Origin of the sequence: Campylobacter sp. US42a, assembly GCF_004379055.1 — a bacterium.
GTDB lineage: Bacteria > Campylobacterota > Campylobacteria > Campylobacterales > Campylobacteraceae > Campylobacter_D > Campylobacter_D jejuni.
Map to the genome: position 1 here is coordinate 19,723 of NZ_RYYK01000003.1, position 18,504 is coordinate 38,226.

Here is an 18,504-nt window from a genome sequence, read left to right on the forward strand (position 1 = left end):
CCATGATGATCTCTGATGCAACTATGATGCAGCAAAATTATTATTTAAATAATGCACAAAAAGCTAGCGATAAAGCTTTAGAAAATATTGCAGCTGTTCGCGCAATAAGTGGAGTTGATAGTGCTAATTTAGCTATTGCTGATTCTTTAAGATCTCAATCAAGCACTATAGATCAAGGTGTCGCAAATGCTTATGATGCTATAGGGGTTTTACAAATTGCAGATGCTAGCCTTACCAATATCTCTCAAAGCGCAGATAGACTTAATGAACTTTCAGTAAAAATGAACAATGCTGCACTTAATGATTCTCAAAAAGGAATGCTAAGAACAGAAGCAACACGCATACAAGAATCCATCAATGATTCTTTTAATAATGCAACTTATAATGGAAAAAATGTCTTTCAAACTATGAATTTTGTAGTAGGTAGCGGAACTGAAACTACAAATTTAAATCCATTAGCAACAGGTGGATTAAGTATAGATAATCAAGATAGTATTACAAATTTTATGGATCAACTTGGAAGTTTAAGAAGTGAAATAGGCTCAGGTATCAATGCCATCACATCAAATATTAACGCAAGTGTTCAAAATAGTATTAATTCAAAAGCAGCTGAAAATAATTTACTCAATAATGACATGGCAAAAAATGTCAATGATTTTAATGCCAATTATCTAAAAGAAAATGCTGCTGCTTTTGTTGCTGCGCAATCCAACATACAGCTTCAAAGCAAAATTGCTAATTTGTTACAATAATATAAGCCCTAAATAGGGCTTATTTCTTTATCAAAATGACTTTAGAGCAAATTTTAGAAAAAACCAAAAACGTTCGTCTTGTAGCCGCAAGCAAGTATGTCGATGCAAGTATAATTGAAAAGCTTTTTGATCAAGGTATAGTAGAATTTGGAGAAAATCAAGTCCAAGCTCTAGCACAAAAAAAAGAAAATCTTGATGAAAAAAAACTAGACATAAAGTGGCATTTTATAGGAACGCTACAAAGCAACAAAATCAATCTCTTAATCAAACAAAAACCTATATTATGGCACTCTTGCAATGGTATTAAAATAGCTAAAGCTATGGACAAAAGACTTGATTATAAATTAAATACTTTATTAGAAATCAATAGTGCAAATGAAAATAGCAAAAGCGGTCTAGATCCAAATCAAGCTGTAGAAGAATATTTACAAATACAAGAAGAATGCTCTAATCTAAATCTTTGTGGCGTAATGAGCATAGGATCACACAGCCAAGATAAAGAAAGTATTATCAAAAGCTTTGAAACTACATTTAAAATTTATGAAATTCTTCAAAAACATGGGGCTAAAATTTGCTCTATGGGGATGAGTAATGATTTTGAAATTGCTATAAAATGCGGATCCAACTTAGTAAGACTTGGAAGCATTTTATTTAAAAATCTTAAGTAAGAACAATCTTACTTAAGCATATTTATTAGAAATTTCCTCTACTATACTATCAGAGATAATAAAATCTGTATGATAAAGCAAGCAAGATCCCGCGCTAATAACTTTTAAAACAAGTTTTTTATTATTTTTTTCATTAGGATTATGTGCATTTCTAGCAATTTCATGAATTTCATAGATTAATTCTCTATTTAACCTTGTCAAATCTAGCTCTATGATATTTTTTTCAAATTCCTTAGGTTCTGCGGTAAAATGATTTTCTTCTTTATTTTTGAAATCTTTTTTTGCTCCAAATTTTTTTATAGCTTTAATCTCACCATCTTCAAGACTTTGTAAATCTTTAATTGCTTTTAAAAAAAAGCTAGGCTTCTCCCCTCCCTCAGCCTTAAATCCCAATACAAAACCATAGGCATTATTTTTTAAATTTTCATCTTTGATAATGTTTTCTATTTCTTCTACATTGCTTTCAAATACAGTAGCATCAAACGAAGAATAATAATCCAAAATTTCAATTCTACCATAACGCTTATTATTTTTACTCATCATGGATTTGAAATCTTCAATTTTACCTATACTTAAAATTTCTCCATTGTTTTTTAAACTTTCAAAATCTAAACTTTTAACATAATCTATGGCATTAATTTGTTCATAAAATCGATCTAAAGGATGGCCTGAAACATAAATTCCTAAAATTTCTTTTTCATATCCTAATTTTTCCATCACTTCAAATTCTTCATTTTTGGGAGTAAAATTTACTTGAACACCTGAAGTTAATTCCTCTTCACCAAAAAGAGAACTTGCAGCATTTTTTCTTACTTCAGCCATTTTACGCGATGCTTCGCTAAGATTTTCCATATTATCAAACAAAGCTTTTCTAGTAAAACCAAACTCATCAAAAGCCCCTGCCTTAATAAGACTTTCTAATGTTCTACGGTTTATTTTGGTAGGATCTATCTTACCTAAGAAATCATTAATATCCTTAAATTCTCCATCTTGTCTTGCTTCAAGTAAATTTTCAACTGCAGGAATACCCACACTTTTTATAGCCCCAAGTCCGTATATAATAGCATCCTTGCCATCTTGCTCTAAAGCACTAAATTCACGGATCGCTTTGTTAATCGATGGAGGTAAAAGTTTAATATTCATTTTTTTCATCTCATCAATATAAACAGCAATTTTATCCACATTGTTTTCTTCGCTTGTTAAAAGCGCTGCCATAAATTCACTAGGATAATAAGTTTTTAAATAAGCTGTTTGAAAAGTAATCAACGCATAAGCCGCAGAGTGAGATTTATTAAAACCATATCCTGCAAATTTTACGATAAGCTCCCATAAATCCTCAGCTTTTGCTCTATCATATCCTTGTTTTTCTGCTCCATCTGCAAAATCAGTTTTAAGCTTTTTCATCTTCTCAGGATCTTTTTTACCCATAGCACGACGCACTACATCAGCACCTCCTAAAGAAAAGCCACCTATAATTTGAACAATTTGCATAACCTGTTCTTGATAAACAATAACCCCATAAGTAGGTTCTAAAACCTTTTCTAAACTGTCAAAAGGATATTCTATACTTTTTAAACCATGCTTTCTGTCGATAAAATCATCAAGCATTCCTGATTCCATAGGGCCTGGACGATAAAGCGCAAGAACCGCAATGATATCTTCAAAACGCTCTGGTTTTAAGCGTGCATTTAAACTTTGCATACCGCCTGATTCGATTTGAAAAATTCCCAAAGTATTTCCACTTTGTATGGTTTTATAAACTTTGCTATCATTTACATCTATAGTTTCCCAAATAATGTCTTTATTGTAACGCTTTTTAATAAGCTTGATCGCATTATTGATTACTGTTAAGGTTTTAAGACCTAAAAAGTCAAATTTTATCAAATCCACATCTTCTAAATGATCTTTAGAATACTGCGTTACCAAATGTCTTTCATCATTTTTACTTTGTCTAAAAAGCGGAGTTTTCTTCCATAAACTTTCATTAGAAATTACAACACCTGCTGCGTGCATACCCGCATTGCGATTTAATCCTTCTAAAGCTCTTGCATACTCCCAAACTTCAGGACCTTTAGGATGACGATCGATAAATTCTTTGATTTTAGGTTCTTTTTCATAAGCAGCATCAAGAGTGATTTTAAGCTCTTCAGGCACAAGTTTAGCAAGCTCATCAGCATCTTGAATACTCATATCACAAACTCTAGCCACATCACGAATCACCCCTTTAGCCAAAAGTTTACCAAAGGTAATCACCTGTGCAACCTTATCCGCTCCATATTTATCAATCACATAATCAATCACTTCAGCACGTCTGTCTTGACAAAAATCCACATCAATATCAGGCATGCTCACACGCTCAGGATTTAAAAAACGCTCAAAAAGTAGACTATAAGGAATAGGATCTAAATCCGTAATCCTTAAACAATAAGAAACCAAACTTCCTGCAGCTGATCCTCTTCCAGGGCCTACTGGAATACCTTTATCCTTAGCCACTTTAATAAAATCATGAACAATAAGCATATAACCTGAAAATTTCATATTTTTAATGATGTTAATTTCTACTTCAAGTCTTTGTTTGTATTCTTCATGCTTACTTTCATCGATAAATTTTAATCTCTCTTCAAGTCCTTTTTTACAAAGTTCTTCAAAAACTATATCATCATTATCAAAGCTAAATTCTTTTGTTTCTTCAGGTAAGATAATATTATGATCTTTAGCATATTCTCTTGTAAATTTAAAATTCGGTGGAGTGGGATTGCCAAGATTAAGCTCTAAATTACATTTTTGCGCGATTTCTTGTGTATTTTCTATAGCTTCTGGAATATCTGCAAAAAGCTCACTCATTTGCTCAGGGCTTTTAACATAAAATTCATGCACACTATGACGCATTCTATCAGGATCATTAAGTTTTTTTCCCATAGCTATACACATAAAAACCTCATGGGCAGCCGCTCTTTCTTTGAAAGTATAATGCGTATCATTTGTAGCAATAATTTTTATATTTAATTCTTTAGAAAGTCTGATAATATCATCATCTATCATTCTTTGATCGCCTATACCATGACGCATGATTTCAAAATAAAAATCATCTTTAAAAACTTTTTTATACCATGATGCCGCTTCTTTTGCTGCTTCATAGCCTTTTGCACCAAAACGCACATTTCTTTCACTATAAGTATTTAAGTGCCAATTTACTTCACCTTGCAAGCAAGCAGAAGAGCAAATAAGACCTTCGCTATGATCTTCCAAAAGCTTTTTATTGATACGTGGATAATAATACAAACCTTTAATATAACTTTGAGAACTTAAATACATTAAATTTTGATATCCGATCTCATTTTTTGCATACAAACAAAGGTGAAAACGCTGACGAGAACTTTTATCATCTAATTCATCGTGATTATGCAAATATGCTTCCATACCAATGATAGGTTTTAAACCTTGTGCTTTCATTGTTTGATAAAAATCAATTGCCCCAAACATATTTCCATGATCTGTCATAGCCACACTTGTAGCACCCTGCTCTTTTAAAGTCAAAGCTAATTCTTTAAGCTTATTGGCTCCATCAAGCAAAGAATATTCTGTATGTAAATGCAAGTGTGTAAATTGACTCATTTTCTTCCTTTAGTTTTTTAAGGCTTATTTTAATTTTGATAAAAATTATAAATTTTTCTCGCTGAATTTGAAAGAAATTGGTCCTAAATTTCAACTTAAATTTTACAAAAAGGCAAAAATTCAGCCAAAATAAACTATAATAAAATCTAAGATTTTAATCTTAATAAAAAGAACTTCTCAAAGGATGAAATGATGAAAGTAAAAATTGCTTATTGCAATCTTTGAAATTATCGCCCACAAGCTGCAAGGGTTGCAGAAGAACTACAAAGCGATTTCAAAGATGTTGAAGTAGAATTTGAAATTGGCCGCAGAGGTGATTTTATCGTTGAAGTAGACGGAAAAGTTATCTTCTCTAAAACACAACTTATTAATTGCGAAAGCGAAAGATTTCCATATCAAAATGAAATTAATCAATTAATAAAAAATAGAGTGTAATCAAACACTCTATCATAACATTTTCTCATATTCCTTACCAATATATATGTTTTGCTCATACTCGATAATAGGACGCTTAATACAACTTGGATTTTCCAATACAATTTTTTCAAGTTCTTTTTCATTTAAATTTTTAACTTTTTCTTTGTTTAAACCAAGTTTTTTAGAAGTTAATCCAGCAGTATTGATAAGTTCTTCAAAAGATTTTTGTTTTAACCATGTGTATAAAATATCTTGATTAATCTTTTTAATATCCATAAAATCAAACACAATGCCTTTTTGTGTTAAAGCATCCATAGCTTTTTTTACAGAATTGCAATTTTTAATACCATAAAGTTTCATTTTCTAGCCTTTTTTACCAAATCTGCGATTAAAAAAGCAAGTTCTAATGCTTGATCCGCATTAAGTCTTGGATCGCATTGAGTCTCATAACGATCTTCCAAGCTTTGAGCAGTAACATTGCTTGCACCACCTGTACATTCTGTTACATCTTTCCCAGTCATTTCAAGATGCACCCCACCTGGATAAACTCCTTCGCTTATTGCAATCTCAAAAAAAGATCTCACTTCTTGCATGATTTTATCAAACTCACGTGTTTTAAAATTACCTGCTTTTACTGTATTTCCATGCATAGGATCTATGCTATATACTAAATTTAAACCTTCACTTTTAAGTTTAGAGAAAATTTTTGGCAAATTATTGATAATTTTATCTGCACCCATGCGGATAATAATATTTAATCTTCCTTCTTCATTATTTGGATTTAAAACATTTGCTAAAGCTATGATATCATCAGCACTTGCACTAGGTCCTATTTTAACCCCTAAAGGATTTTTTACTCCTCTTAAAAAATGTACATGAGCTTCATCAAGCGCCCTTGTTCTTTCGCCTATCCAAAGCATATGAGCTGAACAACCGTAAATTTCCCCACTTAAACTATCCACTCTAGTTAAAGCTTCTTCATAAGGCAAAAGCAAAGCTTCATGTGAAGTATAAACACTAACTTCTCTTAGACTCGGCGTATTACTTGTATTAATTCCACAAGCTTCCATAAAAGCTAAAGCTTGTGAAATTTTTTCACTGATATCAGTATATTGCTTATGGAGTTCACTCTTTTTTAAAAAGCCCAAATTCCAACGATGTACTTCATGCAAATCTGCTAAACCACCCTTAGCAAATCCACGCAACAAATTTAGCGTTGTTGCACTTTGATAATAAGCTTCAAGCATTCTATGTGGATCAGGAATGCGTGCTTGTTCGCTAAATTCAAAACCATTAATAATATCACCACGATAACTAGGAAGACTTATACCATTTAACTCTTCAAAATCACTACTTCTTGGCTTGGCAAACTGCCCTGCAATACGACCAATTTTTACAACAGGACATCCACCGGCAAATGTAAGCACTATAGCCATTTGAAGTAAAATTTTAAACATATCACGGATATTTACAGCGCCAAAATTTTCAAAGCTTTCAGCACAATCTCCACCTTGAAGTAAAAAAGCTTCTTTTTTACAAACTCTTGCTAAAGACTTTTGAAGATTTCTCACTTCTCCAGCAAAAACCAAAGGAGGAAGCTTCTCAAGTCTTGCTAAAACTCTATTCATTTCCTCTTGATCTGGATAGATAGGTTGCTGTTTTATAGGATAGTTTTTCCAAGAATTCTTAGTCCACATGGTTTTTTCTTTCGTTTTATTTATCAGCTTCCTCTATAAGTTGAATAACCAAAAGGAGAAAGGGTTATTGGAACATGATAATGTTTTTGATCTTTAGAAAGCTCAAAACTTACCTCTACAAAAGGATAAAAAGTATTTATTTTGTGTGATGTGTAATAGTCTTTTGTGAAAAATTTAAGCTTATAAATTCCAAAAGCCCTATTTTCAGCTTTTTCATATGGTAATAAATCTCCTATTCTACCATTTTCTTCGGTAAATTCTTCACTTACTTTTTTCCACTGTTGATTTGCTTCCAACTTATAAAGCTCAACTTTTACTTTAGGAGCAGGTTGTCCAGAAGTAATATCCAAGACATGAGTACTTAATTGATATTCAGTAGCACTCAAAAACATTGGCACGCTTGCTAGTATTAATAAAGTTTTTTTAATAGAAAACATTTTCTCTCCTTGTATAATATTTACAAGGAATATTATACAAGAGTATTATTAATAATTAAAATCAAATAATAAAAATTATAAATTAATTATAATTATTTAATTGTTAGGCTTATAATAAAAAATAATTATAAATTATTTTTTAAGCTCTTTAATACGCGCTGCTTTACCGCGTCTATCTCTTAAGTAGAATAATCTTGCACGGCGTACACGACCACGACGCAAAACAGTAATACTTTCTAAACTTTCACTATAAATAGGGAAAATTCTCTCAACGCCAACATTATTAGCGCCCATTTTACGCACGATAAAAGTTTCACTTACTCCATTACCTCTTCTAGCAATACAAATACCCTCAAAATTTTGGATTCTTGTTTTATCCCCTTCTTTGATGCGAATTGCAAGCTTTAAAGTATCACCAGCACGAAAATCTGGAACATTTTTACCTTCAATTTGTTTTGCTTCAAATTGTTCTATATATTTATTTTTCATAAAAAATCCCTTATTTTTTGCGTTCATGCTCTAAAAATAAATCTGGACGAAAAAATTTCGTTTTGCAAGACGCCAAAGTAGTTTTTAAACTTGCAATTCTAGCGTGATTACCCTTTAAAAACTCTGAAGGAGTATAAAATTTTTTATTTTTTTTCTCAAAAATAAAAGGTTTTGAAAAAGCAGGCGCTTCGAGTAAATTATTTTCAAAGCTTTCTTCTTCCAAACTTTCCATATTTCCTAAAACCCCGTTAACATTTCTTAAAATCGCATCACACATTACAAGCGCAGGTAATTCTCCTCCTGTTAAAATAAAATCCCCTATGCTAAAAACTTCATTCGCAAAAATTTCAAGCACTCTTTCATCTACACCTTCATAGCGCCCGCATACAAAAACTATATGTTCTTTTTTACTTAAGCGTTTGGCGTCTTTTTGATTAAAGGTTTTACCACTTGGATTTAAAAAAATAAAATAGGGATTTTCTTTTTTTTCTTGAATACTTCTTAGCACCTCATACATAGGTTCAGCTTGCATCAAAAGTCCAGCTCCACCACCTATTTTATAATCATCGACTTTATGATAAGAATTTTTAGAAAAATCTCTTGGATTATAAAAATTAAGTTTGAAAAGTTTTTTTTCTTTTGCTCTTGCAAGTATAGAATCTTGAAAGTAAAATTCCATAAGATTAGGGAACAAAGAAACGAAGCTAAATTTCATGAATTTTCTAAAATTAAAAAAGCATCTTGCGTGCAAAAAATCTGTCGTTTTTCTATATCTATATTTTTAACAAATTTATCTAAATATGGAATAAAAAATATTTTAGGATATTTTTTTTCAACCCATTTTTCATCACTTTGAATTTCAAATAAATAAGAAGCTCCAGTTTCCAAGATATCAATCACTTTACCTAATCTTTTATCTTCTTCAAAAACTTCACACTCTAAAATATCAAAATAAAAAAACTCATCTTTTTTTAATTTACAAGTTTGTCTGCTTTTCTCGATACTCTGAAAAAGAATAAGATTAATTAATTCTTTGGCCTTTTCTATATCTTCATAATTTTCAAATAAAACAGTAGAATTGCTTGCATTATAATGCTTAATCTTTAACATTTCTTTGGTGTTTTTTATAAAAAAAGTAGCATCTTTTTTAAATTGAGAAGAAAAGTCGCTCAGGTTATGCAATTTTACATAACCCTTAAGACCCACAGTTTTACCAAGTTTTGCAACTTGAACAAAATCTTTTTCACTCAAGTGCTTTTACCGTTACTCTATAAGAACTTGCATCCTTGCTCTTATAAGCAGAGATTACGGTTTTTATAGCATTGATCATTTTTCCATTTTTACCTATAAGCTTACCTGTATCAACCTTATGTGCAAAAAGAACAATCTCAAAAAAATTTTCACTTAATTCAATTTTTTGAGTATCAATCTGTTCAGGATAATCTGCAATTAATTTTGCGTATTCTCTAAGAAAATTCTCTACCATGATTATTTGCTAGTGATAGAAGCAACTTTATCGCTAAGTTTTGCACCAACACTTTTCCAATAAGCTAAACGCTCTGCATCAACTTTAATTACCTCAGGTTCTACCATAGGATTATAATACCCAATACTTTCTATCCAACCACCATCACGACGTTTTCTACTGTCTGTAACTACAATACGATAAAATGGTCTTTTAGTTCTACCCATTCTTGTAAGTCTAATAACTGTCATTTATACTCCTTAAAAATTAAAAATTTTATTTATAGATACTATAAAAAGTATTTATAAATAAAATTTAAAATTGCCTTCTAGCTTGACTCATCATCTGTGTTAAACTTTCCATTCCTTTTTTACCTGAAAATCTTTTTGCAAGCTTTGCTGCATTGCTAAATTGTTTTAAAAAACGATTGACTTCTACCTGAGAAAGACCTGCTCCCTCTGCTATACGACGCTTTCTAGCATTATTTAATAAATCAGGATTTTCTCTTTCTTTTGGAGTCATTGAAGAAATCATTGCTTTAATGTGTATGATTTCTTTAGAATTATCCAAATCTATATCTTTTACCGCATTTGCCATTCCGCCAAGTCCTGGTATCATGCCGATTAAAGACTTCATGCTTCCTAATTTTTTAATACTTTCCATTTGATTAAGAAAATCATTAAAATTAAATTCACCTTTTTTAATTTTTTGATTGAGTTTTTTAGCCTCTTTTTCATCAATAATCGCAGCAGTTTTTTCAGCTAAAGTTGCCAAATCACCCTCACCCATAATACGACTTACTATACGATCTGGTATAAAAACTTCTAAATCTGCTACTTTTTCACCCACACCAATAAATCTTAAAGGAATACCGATTTGTTTTGCTATACCTAAGGCTACTCCACCTTTAGTATCTGCATCAAATTTTGATAAAATTACCCCGCTGATACCTAAAACTTCATTAAAACTAGCCGCAGTCTTGACCCCATCTTGACCACTCATTGCATCAGCAACATAGAAAATCTCATCAGGATTTAAAACATCCTTAACTGCTTTTAATTCATTCATCAAAGCTTCATCTATAGCCAAACGTCCAGCAGTATCCACAAGCAAAACATCCACCATAGAACTTTCAGCCTTTTTTAAAGCCTCTTTAGCAACTCTAATAGGATCTTTTTCATTTTCTATGAAGAAAAGTTCAATTTCATTAGCTTCACAAAGTTGTCTTAGCTGCTCCACTGCTGCTAAACGCTGTAAATCACAAGCTGCAACTAAAACTTTTTTATTGCGTAATTTTAAATAATTTGCAAGTTTAATAGTGCTTGTAGTCTTACCGCCCCCTTGTAAACCTGCCATTAGAACTACTGTTGGGGGTTTAGAAGCAAAAACAAAACCTTGATTTTTGCCATTGACACTTAAAATATTTTCTAAATTTACTTTAATGGCATTTAAAAATTGTTTTTGACCTATTCCGTTTTGCTTTACATCTTCTTCTATCAAAGTCAAAAGCTCTTTAGTTACCTTATGGTGAACATCTGCTTTTAAAAGAGCTTTTTTTAAGGTTTCTAAAGCGTTCTTAAGTGCTTTTTCATCATCAACAAAACGTAATTTATTAATCGCTGATTTAAAAGATTCGCTAACTAACTCAAACACTTTATCACCTTTCTATAAAATTTTTAAATTAAACCTTGCATTATACAAAATTTTTTCTTAAATGGCTTTAAAAATCTAAATTTTTTATCTCAAAGCCAACTTTTGCAAAACTATTATCTAGCTCAGCCTTAAAATAATAATCAAAAATTTTAATTTCATAACTATGTAAATACATTCTATCGCTTGAAATTTTAGCATATTTTTCATCACCTACAACGCCATGTTTTATAAATTTAGCATGCACTCTGATTTGATGAGTTCTACCTGTTTGAATGACTATTTTTGCTAAGGTTTTTTTTGACTGCATCATAATAGGAGTAATGATGCTTAAGGCACTTAAACCATCTTTTGAAACTTTACTTAACGCCCCGCCTTTTGCTTTTATGGTAAAAATAGGCTCATTCACTTCAACCTCTTCAGCCAAAACCCCATCTAAAACCGCAATATAACTTTTATAAACTCTATGTTTTTTAAATTCTTCTATACAAAGCTTTCTAAAATCTTCATCTTTGCAAAGCAAAATCACACCGCTTGTTTCTTTGTCTAAACGATTTAAAAGCTTGGCATTAAATTTTTTCTCCAAGTCTTCACTCACATAAGCATAAGGTTTATTAATAGCAATAATCTTATCATCTTCAAAAATAATTTGAGGATTTTTGGTTTTTATCACATTAAATCTTGCCTTATCGCTCATCAAAGCTCTAGCAACCACAACTTTTTTTCCATGTGAAAAAACACAACCCTTATCAATCAAATCTTTAGCTTCACGATTTGAAATTTTTTCTTGCAAAGCTAAGAGTTTATAAGCTTTTTCTTGCATCAATTCCCTTTTGTATGGTCTGTATAATAAGATCTAAATTTTCTTTTTTGGAAATTTTAACTTTTAAATTTAAATAATGAATTTTATCATTTAAATCTTTTAAATTTTCGCAAAAATATACATTTTCTACTTCTTCAAATAAAGCCTTTTGATTATGAATAAATTTCCCACTGATTAATACATTGTCAAAATATGCCACTTCTATAGGATTGTGTCCTCCTATGCCTTCTATGAAAGAACCTCCAAGCACAACAACATCAGAAATTGCATAAAAATTTACAAGCTCTCCTAAAGCATCTAAAAGCAAAATTTTTTTAGCAAATTTCTTATTTTCATCTTTTAAAGAACTAAATTTTTCAAATTCCAAACCTTTGTTTAAAAGCAAATTTTCAACTTCTTTAAAACGCTCAGGGTGTCGTGGGGCGATAATGAGTTTTTCATTTTCTTCTAGTTTAAAATGATCAAGCAAAAGCTCTTCTTCATCTTTATGCGTACTAGCAAAAATGATAAGCTTTTCCTTAGGTTTGGCATAAATTTTATTATTTTTAATTTCTAAATTTGCCTTAATATTTTTAAAAATTTTAACATTTTTAGCTCCCAAACTTTCAAGTCTTACTTTATCTAATTCACTTTGAGCAAAAACTTCATCAATATAAGAAAAATTTTTTTTATAAAAAAAAGAAAATCTTTGATAAGAATGATAAGATTTATCAGATATTCTCGCATTAAGCAAAATAATCTTAGCCTTATAAATACGTGCCATAAAAACAAGCATAAGCCAATATTCTGCTTCAAAAATTACCAAAACCTTACAAGGCTTAAACCAAAAAGGCAAAAAATTTTCAAAAGCAAGATAATTTACCTTTTTACAAAATTCTTTTGCACACTCAAAACCTGTTTGAGTAATAGTAGTTATTCTTGAATCAAATTTCAAAACCAAAGTTTTAATACTTCTTACCTCCCCGTAAGAACAAGCATGAAAATGTACATCAGCTTTTTCTTGATGTAAATTTTTATAAAGAAAAAATCGGGATTTTAAACTAGTTTTGTATTTGGATTTTAAAAAAGAAAGCAAAAGAATAAAGACGGCACAAAATAAAAATGCCGCCCAAGTTAAAAAATAATAAAAAAAGATCAATTTTGTTCTTCTTGCTCTTTATAAAGAATTCTTCCACAATGAGGACAAGTTATAATCTCTTCACCTTTTACAACAGATAGATAGGTCTTATCGTAAATTTTCATAAAACATCCATAGCATGCTTGTTTTTTAACAGGAACTACAGCAGTATTTTTTGCCCATTTGCGAATTTTTTCATAAAAACTTAAAACTTTTTGATTCATCTCGCCCACAAGTTTGGTTTTTTTATCATAAACACTCATTCTATCTTTTTCAAGAACTTCCATTTCAGATTTAATGCTTACTCTAATCTCATTAATATTTTGCTCTTGTTTGATTTTTTCTTCTTCAAGTTCTTTTTTATAAGTTTCTTTATTCTCTAAAATTTTATCTAGTCTTACAATTTCATCATTTGCAGCGTCTAATTGCTCTTTTGCAATATCTTCTTCAATTTTTAAAGCATTAGCTTCTTTTTCTGTTTTTACTGCACCACTTTTTTTAGAAAGCTCTTTAATTTTTGCCGAAAACTCAGAAATATGAGCATTATTTTGCACTTTTTGATTTTCTATATCTTTAATTTCTTCATCGATTTTTTCTAAATCTGTGTTGATTTTTCCTATTTTTAACTCAGCATCTTTTAAAGTCTTATTAATACTGTCTATTTTTGGTTCATAACTATCAATTTCTTGATCTATTTTTGATAAAAGCACTAATTGTTCGAGATATTTATTCATTTATTTTCCTTAAAAATATTGAAATGGATTTTTTGAAACTGTTATTATAACTTGTAGCGGCAAATTTTTCAAGTCTTTTGCTAAACATTGAGAAAAATATCTCTCACTTTCAAAATGACCCAAATCAATAAGACTGATTTGATTACTAAGTGCCTCTAAAGCTTGATGATATTTAAAATCTCCGCTTAAAAAACAATCCGCATCTACTTTAGAAATTAAATCCCCACCACTTCCAGTACATATAGCAATACGCTTAATGTCTTTTTTACCACAATTGCTTACACGTAAAATTTGTAAATTTAACTTTTTTTTCACCCAGTCACACAAAGCTTCAAAAGACATAGAATTTTCCACATAAATTAAAAATTCGTCTTTAAAAGAAATTTTAAAACCTAAAATTTCTTCCGTAAAATAAGTGTTTAAATGACTTAAATCGTAATTTGTATGCATACTGATTAAAGAAATATTTTTACAAATCATTTCTTTAATAAAAGCTCTAGGATAAGTCTTGTCATATAAATCTTTTAAACCTTTAAATATCAAAGGATGGTGTGTGATAATTAAAGAATTTTCACTCGCTTCTTTAATAATATTTTCATCAATATCTAAGCTTAAATAAACAGTTGAAATTTCACTATCCCTATCTCCAAGCAAAATTCCACTATTATCCCATGATTCTTGGATATCAAAGGGACTTAATTGATCTAAAAAATTATAAATTTCACTCAGTTTCATTTAAATTTTTCTTATAAATTTCAGCACAATTTTTCGAAAGCTCACGAATTTTTAACATATAATCTTGTCTTTGTGCTACAGAAATTGCTCCTCTTGCATCTAAAAGATTAAAAGTATGTGCAGCAAGCATACAATAATCATAAGCAGGTAAAGCTAGTCCTTGTTCTAAAATATTTTTACATTCTTTGTAAGAATTTTCAAACTGCTCATTTAAGATCTTAACATCACTTACTTCAAAATTGTATTTACTAAATTCATATTCACTTTGCTTATGCACATCTGCGTATTTAATTTTTTCTCCATTAAATTCACTCCAAACTATATCATAAACATTATCAACATTTTGAAGATACATAGCTATTCTTTCAAGACCATAGGTAATTTCAGCACTTACTAAATCTACTGCTATACCGCCAACTTGCTGAAAATAAGTAAATTGAGTGACTTCCATACCATCAAGCCATACTTCCCAGCCTAAACCCCAAGCACCCAAACTTGGACTCTCCCAATTATCTTCAACAAAACGAATATCATGGCTTTTTAAATCAAAACCCAAATTTTCAAGACTTTTAAGATATAATTCTTGAATATTATCAGGACTAGGTTTAATCAAAACTTGAAATTGATAATAAGCACCTAAGCGATTAGGATTTTCACCATAACGTCCATCAGTAGGCCTTCTACTTGGAGCCACATAAGCAGCTGCCCAAGGTTTTTTTCCTAAACTTCTTAAAAAAGTTGCTGGATGAAAGGTTCCTGCACCTGCTGGCATATCATAAGGTTGCATAATCGCACAACCTTGCTCTTGCCAATAATTTTGCAAATTAAGTATCATTTGTGAAAAAGTCATTGTATCTCTCTTTATTGTTCCATATTTTCAATAGGTTTTTCTAAATTTTTATTCATTTCCAAATCAGGCTCTGTCTTAGCTCCAAAAATTTCTGCGGTTTTACTCCACATTAATTTATATTTACGCTTGAGAAATTCTATCTCTTCACGTGCATGTTTTAGCTCATTGTTTAAGGTTTCTATAGTTTTTCTATCTTCATCATAAAGTTCTTGCATAGAATAAAGGGCGTCTTTTAAAAATTTATTCTCATTTTTTAATGCTTCAAGTGTTTCATCTTTAGCATCTAAAACTTTTTCATGCAAATTTAAAATAGTTCCTATTGTTTTTTCAACAAAACTTTCTCCTGCTAAAGTCATTGAATTTACCATTGCAGTTTGAGATTTTGCAGAACTAGGTACTACACTAAAAGTACCTTGATGAGCTTCGATGTAAATTTTACCCTCTTCTTCTTTAAAATTTAAAGCCCCATTGGCCATCATACCCTTAACCACATCTTCATTTAAATGCACAAGTTTACAAAATTCTTCAAGTTCAAGATAGGTTTGCATTTTTATCCCTTATAATAAAACTTCTACTTCTTTTGAATCAGATACAAGTTTTTTTTCTTTTTCAAGACGATCTTCTTTAAGCTTTTGTGCTAAATCAACATCATAAATAGCTAAAATTTGCATAGCCAAATAAGCAGCATTGATCGCTCCAGCCTTACCAATAGCTAAAGTTCCTACAGGAATTCCACTAGGCATTTGCACCGTAGAAAACAAAGAATCCATACTTGCAAGATTGCTTCCTGACATAGGCACTCCCAAAACAGGTTTTGTTGTATAAGCTGCAACAGCTCCAGCTAAATGTGCTGCCATTCCAGCTGCTGCTATAAAAACTTTCGCACCTTTTTCTTCAGCATTTGCAATATACTCTTTTGTTCTTTTTGGACTACGATGAGCTGATGAGATAATAAATTCATACTTTACCCCAAAACTTTCTAAAGTTTTAGCAGCCTCTTTCATAGTCTCATAATCACTCTTGCTTCCCATTAAAATAGAAACAAAATTCATCTATATTTCCTTTCTTAAAAAACTTAATGCACTGATTTTATTTGGTAATTGGATTTCATGTTCATTGCCACTATGAATTTCGCTAAATTCTTTATTGTTTTTAGCAATGAGTTTTTTAAACTCTATAAAATATTTATCCTCTTTTTGATAAATTTTACCTAGTTCATTATCGCAAGTTTGAATCACATCGCCTAAAGGGGCTAAAATTTCATAAGGCGTGTTTAAAATGATTTTTCCTTTGCATTTAAAAAAGCTTCCATCTTCGCTTATAGCATGCACTTGATGAGAACCTTCTTCTATGCTTGTATTATGATTTTGCGTGTCGGTTTTTTCCAAAGGACGCGAAACAAGATAGCCATCTGTAAAACCACGATTTTTAAGTGTAGCAATCTCTTTTTCATACTTACTTAACTCAAATTTACCCTCTAAAGCATCTTGTATGGCCATTTTATAAGTCCTTGTTGTAAGCGCAACATAATATTCGCTTTTAGTACGCCCTTCTATTTTAAAAGCACTGATACAATTTTCTTGCATGATTTTTTCTATATAAGAACAAAGATTTAAATCTTTAGAATTAAAAATATGAGTACCATTTTCATCTTCTTCTAAGCGAAATAAAGTGCCATTTTCTGGATTTTTAGCATAAAGCTCATAATTAAATCTACAATCATTTGCACAAGATCCACGATTGCTCATTCTTCCACTTTGCACAGAGCTTATTAAACAACGCCCTGAATAAGCAAAACACATAGAACCATGCACAAAAGCTTCAAGTTCAATATCGCAATTTTCCTTTAAAGCTTTAGCGTCTTTAAGCCCTAATTCTCTGGCAATTACAACCCTTTTAGCACCCATATCCTTATAAACTTGAGCATCTAAATAATTTAAAATATTTGCCTGAGTAGAAACATGTAAAGAAATTTCAGGTGCAAGTTCTTTAACAAGACGCATAGCTCCAACAGAAGCTACAATAAAAGCATCGGGTTTCATCTCACGTAATTTTAATATATGTCTTTTTAAACCTTCAATTTGAGAGCTTAAATGAAAACCATTTAAAGTAACATAAATTTTCTTACCACGCTCATGAGTATATTTGATAGCTTCTTCAAAACTTTCATAATTAAATTCTCTTGCAGTGCGTGATCTTAAAGAAAAATTATTCACACCTGCATAAACCGCATCTGCGCCATAAGCTAAAGCAATTTTTAATTTTGTGAAATTTCCTGCAGGAGCTACTATTTCAGGAATGATCATTTTTGCCCTAAACTTGCAATTAAAGCTTCTATATCATCATTACTTACAACATCAGCAGTACTATCACCTTCAATATGCACTGCAGAACTTACACGTTTTTTATCATCAATTTTACCTTCAAATAAAGAACTCATATAACGGCTTAAAGCACGCATTACATTAATAACACGTTCGATTTTTTGACGATGTATATCTTGATACTGCATTGCATCCATTGCCATCATCACTTCATCTTGTCCGCTTTGAAGATTTCCGACAATCTCCTTAGAACTTTTTTTAGCTTGATTGTTTAATTCTAAAGCTTCACTGAAACTTTCCACATTAGGAAATTTTTCATTAAGTTTAGAAAAAATATCAATATTTTTTTCTATTGCTTTATTTATTTCTTTGAGTAAACTTTCAGAATCCGCAAAAAAATTATTAATACTTTCAAGCTTATCCATCATTTCCGTTGCTTTAAGCTCGCTATCTTTTGTAACATCATCTAACTGATGTACAACTTTATGCTCCTGATTTGGTGGGGGTGGTGGCCATACTACACTAGGATTAGGTTTGTAATCAGCTATTTTGACATCTTCTAACATCAAAGCATCTTCTTCGGTATTCGATTCTTCGGTTTTTACCTCTGCTTCTGTCTCTGAATCAAGATCAACATCACCATTCATCAAAGCATCAAGCTCTTCTTGAGTCATTTTTTTCCCTTTTTTAAATCTAGATTTTCAATAATTGCTTAAAATTATAATCAATTT

Annotated in this window: 22 protein-coding genes; 3 read left to right on the forward strand and 19 right to left on the reverse strand. The window is 30.7% G+C overall.

Annotated features, from left to right (window positions below):
• Positions 1-2: 2 nt before the first annotated feature.
• Both flaC and ELQ10_RS03545 read left to right on the forward strand, forming a co-directional pair.
• On the forward strand, positions 3-752 hold the full coding sequence (gene flaC / locus ELQ10_RS03540; protein ID WP_044305946.1) for a flagellin C: 750 nt from the start codon (positions 3-5) through the stop codon (positions 750-752).
• Positions 753-787: 35 nt separating this feature from the next.
• Positions 788-1,420, forward strand: a complete 633-nt coding sequence (locus ELQ10_RS03545) for a YggS family pyridoxal phosphate-dependent enzyme (RefSeq protein WP_002855231.1) — start codon at positions 788-790, stop codon at positions 1,418-1,420.
• A gap of 12 nt (positions 1,421-1,432) precedes the next feature.
• Here ELQ10_RS03545 and dnaE read toward each other — a convergent pair whose 3' ends face one another.
• Complete coding sequence (dnaE, locus tag ELQ10_RS03550) at positions 1,433-5,035, reverse strand: DNA polymerase III subunit alpha (RefSeq protein ID WP_134250202.1); 3,603 nt, start codon at positions 5,033-5,035, stop codon at positions 1,433-1,435.
• Between the two features lie 192 nt (positions 5,036-5,227).
• Between dnaE and ELQ10_RS08710 the strand changes: the two genes are divergently transcribed.
• Positions 5,228-5,470, forward strand: a complete 243-nt coding sequence (locus tag ELQ10_RS08710; RefSeq protein WP_279586137.1) for a SelT/SelW/SelH family (seleno)protein — start codon at positions 5,228-5,230, stop codon at positions 5,468-5,470.
• 12 nt (positions 5,471-5,482) lie between these two features.
• Here the strand turns inward: ELQ10_RS08710 and ELQ10_RS03560 are convergent, their stop codons facing one another.
• The 18 genes from ELQ10_RS03560 to ELQ10_RS03645 form a co-directional block, all read right to left on the reverse strand.
• Complete coding sequence (locus tag ELQ10_RS03560; protein WP_002854966.1) at positions 5,483-5,812, reverse strand: ArsC/Spx/MgsR family protein; 330 nt, start codon at positions 5,810-5,812, stop codon at positions 5,483-5,485.
• Entirely contained in the window at positions 5,809-7,149 is a 1,341-nt protein-coding gene (locus ELQ10_RS03565; RefSeq protein WP_134250203.1) for a 3-deoxy-7-phosphoheptulonate synthase class II, read from the reverse strand. The genes ELQ10_RS03560 and ELQ10_RS03565 overlap by 4 nt, the downstream gene beginning before the upstream one ends.
• Before the next feature lie 23 nt (positions 7,150-7,172).
• Complete coding sequence (gene uraH / locus ELQ10_RS03570; RefSeq protein ID WP_002852246.1) at positions 7,173-7,586, reverse strand: hydroxyisourate hydrolase; 414 nt, start codon at positions 7,584-7,586, stop codon at positions 7,173-7,175.
• Positions 7,587-7,718: 132 nt separating this feature from the next.
• Positions 7,719-8,075 (reverse strand): 50S ribosomal protein L19, encoded by a 357-nt coding sequence (rplS, locus tag ELQ10_RS03575; protein WP_002854824.1) that lies wholly within the window; start codon positions 8,073-8,075, stop codon positions 7,719-7,721.
• A gap of 10 nt (positions 8,076-8,085) precedes the next feature.
• Positions 8,086-8,790 carry a tRNA (guanosine(37)-N1)-methyltransferase TrmD gene (trmD, locus tag ELQ10_RS03580; protein WP_134250204.1) on the reverse strand — a complete coding sequence of 235 codons (705 nt, stop codon included), beginning with the start codon at positions 8,788-8,790 and terminating at the stop codon, positions 8,086-8,088.
• Positions 8,787-9,326, reverse strand: coding sequence for a ribosome maturation factor RimM (gene rimM, locus ELQ10_RS03585; RefSeq protein ID WP_002855099.1), 540 nt, complete (start codon positions 9,324-9,326; stop codon positions 8,787-8,789). Before rimM ends, trmD begins: the two co-directional genes overlap by 4 nt.
• Entirely contained in the window at positions 9,319-9,561 is a 243-nt protein-coding gene (locus ELQ10_RS03590) for a KH domain-containing protein (RefSeq protein ID WP_002852144.1), read from the reverse strand. Before ELQ10_RS03590 ends, rimM begins: the two co-directional genes overlap by 8 nt.
• A 2-nt stretch (positions 9,562-9,563) precedes the next feature.
• Positions 9,564-9,791 carry a 30S ribosomal protein S16 gene (gene rpsP / locus ELQ10_RS03595; RefSeq protein ID WP_002852274.1) on the reverse strand — a complete coding sequence of 76 codons (228 nt, stop codon included), beginning with the start codon at positions 9,789-9,791 and terminating at the stop codon, positions 9,564-9,566.
• A gap of 64 nt (positions 9,792-9,855) precedes the next feature.
• Positions 9,856-11,193, reverse strand: coding sequence for a signal recognition particle protein (gene ffh, locus ELQ10_RS03600; protein WP_134250205.1), 1,338 nt, complete (start codon positions 11,191-11,193; stop codon positions 9,856-9,858).
• A 67-nt stretch (positions 11,194-11,260) separates the two neighbouring features.
• Positions 11,261-12,013: an RluA family pseudouridine synthase gene (locus ELQ10_RS03605; protein ID WP_002866553.1), complete on the reverse strand. Its 753-nt coding sequence runs from the start codon at positions 12,011-12,013 to the stop codon at positions 11,261-11,263.
• Positions 11,994-13,151: a lipid IV(A) 3-deoxy-D-manno-octulosonic acid transferase gene (gene waaA / locus ELQ10_RS03610; RefSeq protein WP_133401659.1), complete on the reverse strand. Its 1,158-nt coding sequence runs from the start codon at positions 13,149-13,151 to the stop codon at positions 11,994-11,996. The genes ELQ10_RS03605 and waaA overlap by 20 nt, the downstream gene beginning before the upstream one ends.
• Entirely contained in the window at positions 13,148-13,864 is a 717-nt protein-coding gene (locus tag ELQ10_RS03615; RefSeq protein ID WP_133401658.1) for a zinc ribbon domain-containing protein, read from the reverse strand. Before ELQ10_RS03615 ends, waaA begins: the two co-directional genes overlap by 4 nt.
• A 9-nt stretch (positions 13,865-13,873) precedes the next feature.
• Positions 13,874-14,599 carry a Nif3-like dinuclear metal center hexameric protein gene (locus ELQ10_RS03620; protein ID WP_133401657.1) on the reverse strand — a complete coding sequence of 242 codons (726 nt, stop codon included), beginning with the start codon at positions 14,597-14,599 and terminating at the stop codon, positions 13,874-13,876.
• Entirely contained in the window at positions 14,586-15,449 is an 864-nt protein-coding gene (gene glyQ, locus ELQ10_RS03625; RefSeq protein ID WP_002861386.1) for a glycine--tRNA ligase subunit alpha, read from the reverse strand. The genes ELQ10_RS03620 and glyQ overlap by 14 nt, the downstream gene beginning before the upstream one ends.
• Positions 15,450-15,460: 11 nt before the next feature.
• Positions 15,461-15,997, reverse strand: a complete 537-nt coding sequence (locus ELQ10_RS03630; protein ID WP_002852251.1) for a DUF3972 domain-containing protein — start codon at positions 15,995-15,997, stop codon at positions 15,461-15,463.
• Positions 15,998-16,006: 9 nt separating this feature from the next.
• Entirely contained in the window at positions 16,007-16,501 is a 495-nt protein-coding gene (gene purE / locus ELQ10_RS03635) for a 5-(carboxyamino)imidazole ribonucleotide mutase (RefSeq protein ID WP_070305146.1), read from the reverse strand.
• Positions 16,502-17,755 carry a peptidase U32 family protein gene (locus ELQ10_RS03640; RefSeq protein WP_133401655.1) on the reverse strand — a complete coding sequence of 418 codons (1,254 nt, stop codon included), beginning with the start codon at positions 17,753-17,755 and terminating at the stop codon, positions 16,502-16,504. It abuts the gene before it with no gap.
• A complete protein-coding gene (locus tag ELQ10_RS03645) occupies positions 17,752-18,447 on the reverse strand; it encodes a chemotaxis protein (RefSeq protein ID WP_002852254.1) in 696 nt (231 codons plus the stop codon). Before ELQ10_RS03645 ends, ELQ10_RS03640 begins: the two co-directional genes overlap by 4 nt.
• Positions 18,448-18,504 lie beyond the last annotated feature (57 nt).

Coding starts and splice junctions, on each gene's coding strand:
- flaC (WP_044305946.1), top strand. CDS start 3: ATGATGATCTCTGATGCAACTATGATGCAGCAAAATTATTATTTAAAT.
- ELQ10_RS03545 (WP_002855231.1), top strand. CDS start 788: ATGACTTTAGAGCAAATTTTAGAAAAAACCAAAAACGTTCGTCTTGTA.
- dnaE (WP_134250202.1), bottom strand. CDS start 5,035: ATGAGTCAATTTACACACTTGCATTTACATACAGAATATTCTTTGCTT.
- ELQ10_RS03560 (WP_002854966.1), bottom strand. CDS start 5,812: ATGAAACTTTATGGTATTAAAAATTGCAATTCTGTAAAAAAAGCTATG.
- ELQ10_RS03565 (WP_134250203.1), bottom strand. CDS start 7,149: ATGTGGACTAAGAATTCTTGGAAAAACTATCCTATAAAACAGCAACCT.
- uraH (WP_002852246.1), bottom strand. CDS start 7,586: ATGTTTTCTATTAAAAAAACTTTATTAATACTAGCAAGCGTGCCAATG.
- rplS (WP_002854824.1), bottom strand. CDS start 8,075: ATGAAAAATAAATATATAGAACAATTTGAAGCAAAACAAATTGAAGGT.
- trmD (WP_134250204.1), bottom strand. CDS start 8,790: ATGAAATTTAGCTTCGTTTCTTTGTTCCCTAATCTTATGGAATTTTAC.
- ELQ10_RS03590 (WP_002852144.1), bottom strand. CDS start 9,561: ATGGTAGAGAATTTTCTTAGAGAATACGCAAAATTAATTGCAGATTAT.
- rpsP (WP_002852274.1), bottom strand. CDS start 9,791: ATGACAGTTATTAGACTTACAAGAATGGGTAGAACTAAAAGACCATTT.
- ELQ10_RS03605 (WP_002866553.1), bottom strand. CDS start 12,013: ATGCAAGAAAAAGCTTATAAACTCTTAGCTTTGCAAGAAAAAATTTCA.
- ELQ10_RS03615 (WP_133401658.1), bottom strand. CDS start 13,864: ATGAATAAATATCTCGAACAATTAGTGCTTTTATCAAAAATAGATCAA.
- ELQ10_RS03620 (WP_133401657.1), bottom strand. CDS start 14,599: ATGAAACTGAGTGAAATTTATAATTTTTTAGATCAATTAAGTCCCTTT.
- glyQ (WP_002861386.1), bottom strand. CDS start 15,449: ATGACTTTTTCACAAATGATACTTAATTTGCAAAATTATTGGCAAGAG.
- ELQ10_RS03630 (WP_002852251.1), bottom strand. CDS start 15,997: ATGCAAACCTATCTTGAACTTGAAGAATTTTGTAAACTTGTGCATTTA.
- purE (WP_070305146.1), bottom strand. CDS start 16,501: ATGAATTTTGTTTCTATTTTAATGGGAAGCAAGAGTGATTATGAGACT.
- ELQ10_RS03640 (WP_133401655.1), bottom strand. CDS start 17,755: ATGATCATTCCTGAAATAGTAGCTCCTGCAGGAAATTTCACAAAATTA.
- ELQ10_RS03645 (WP_002852254.1), bottom strand. CDS start 18,447: ATGACTCAAGAAGAGCTTGATGCTTTGATGAATGGTGATGTTGATCTT.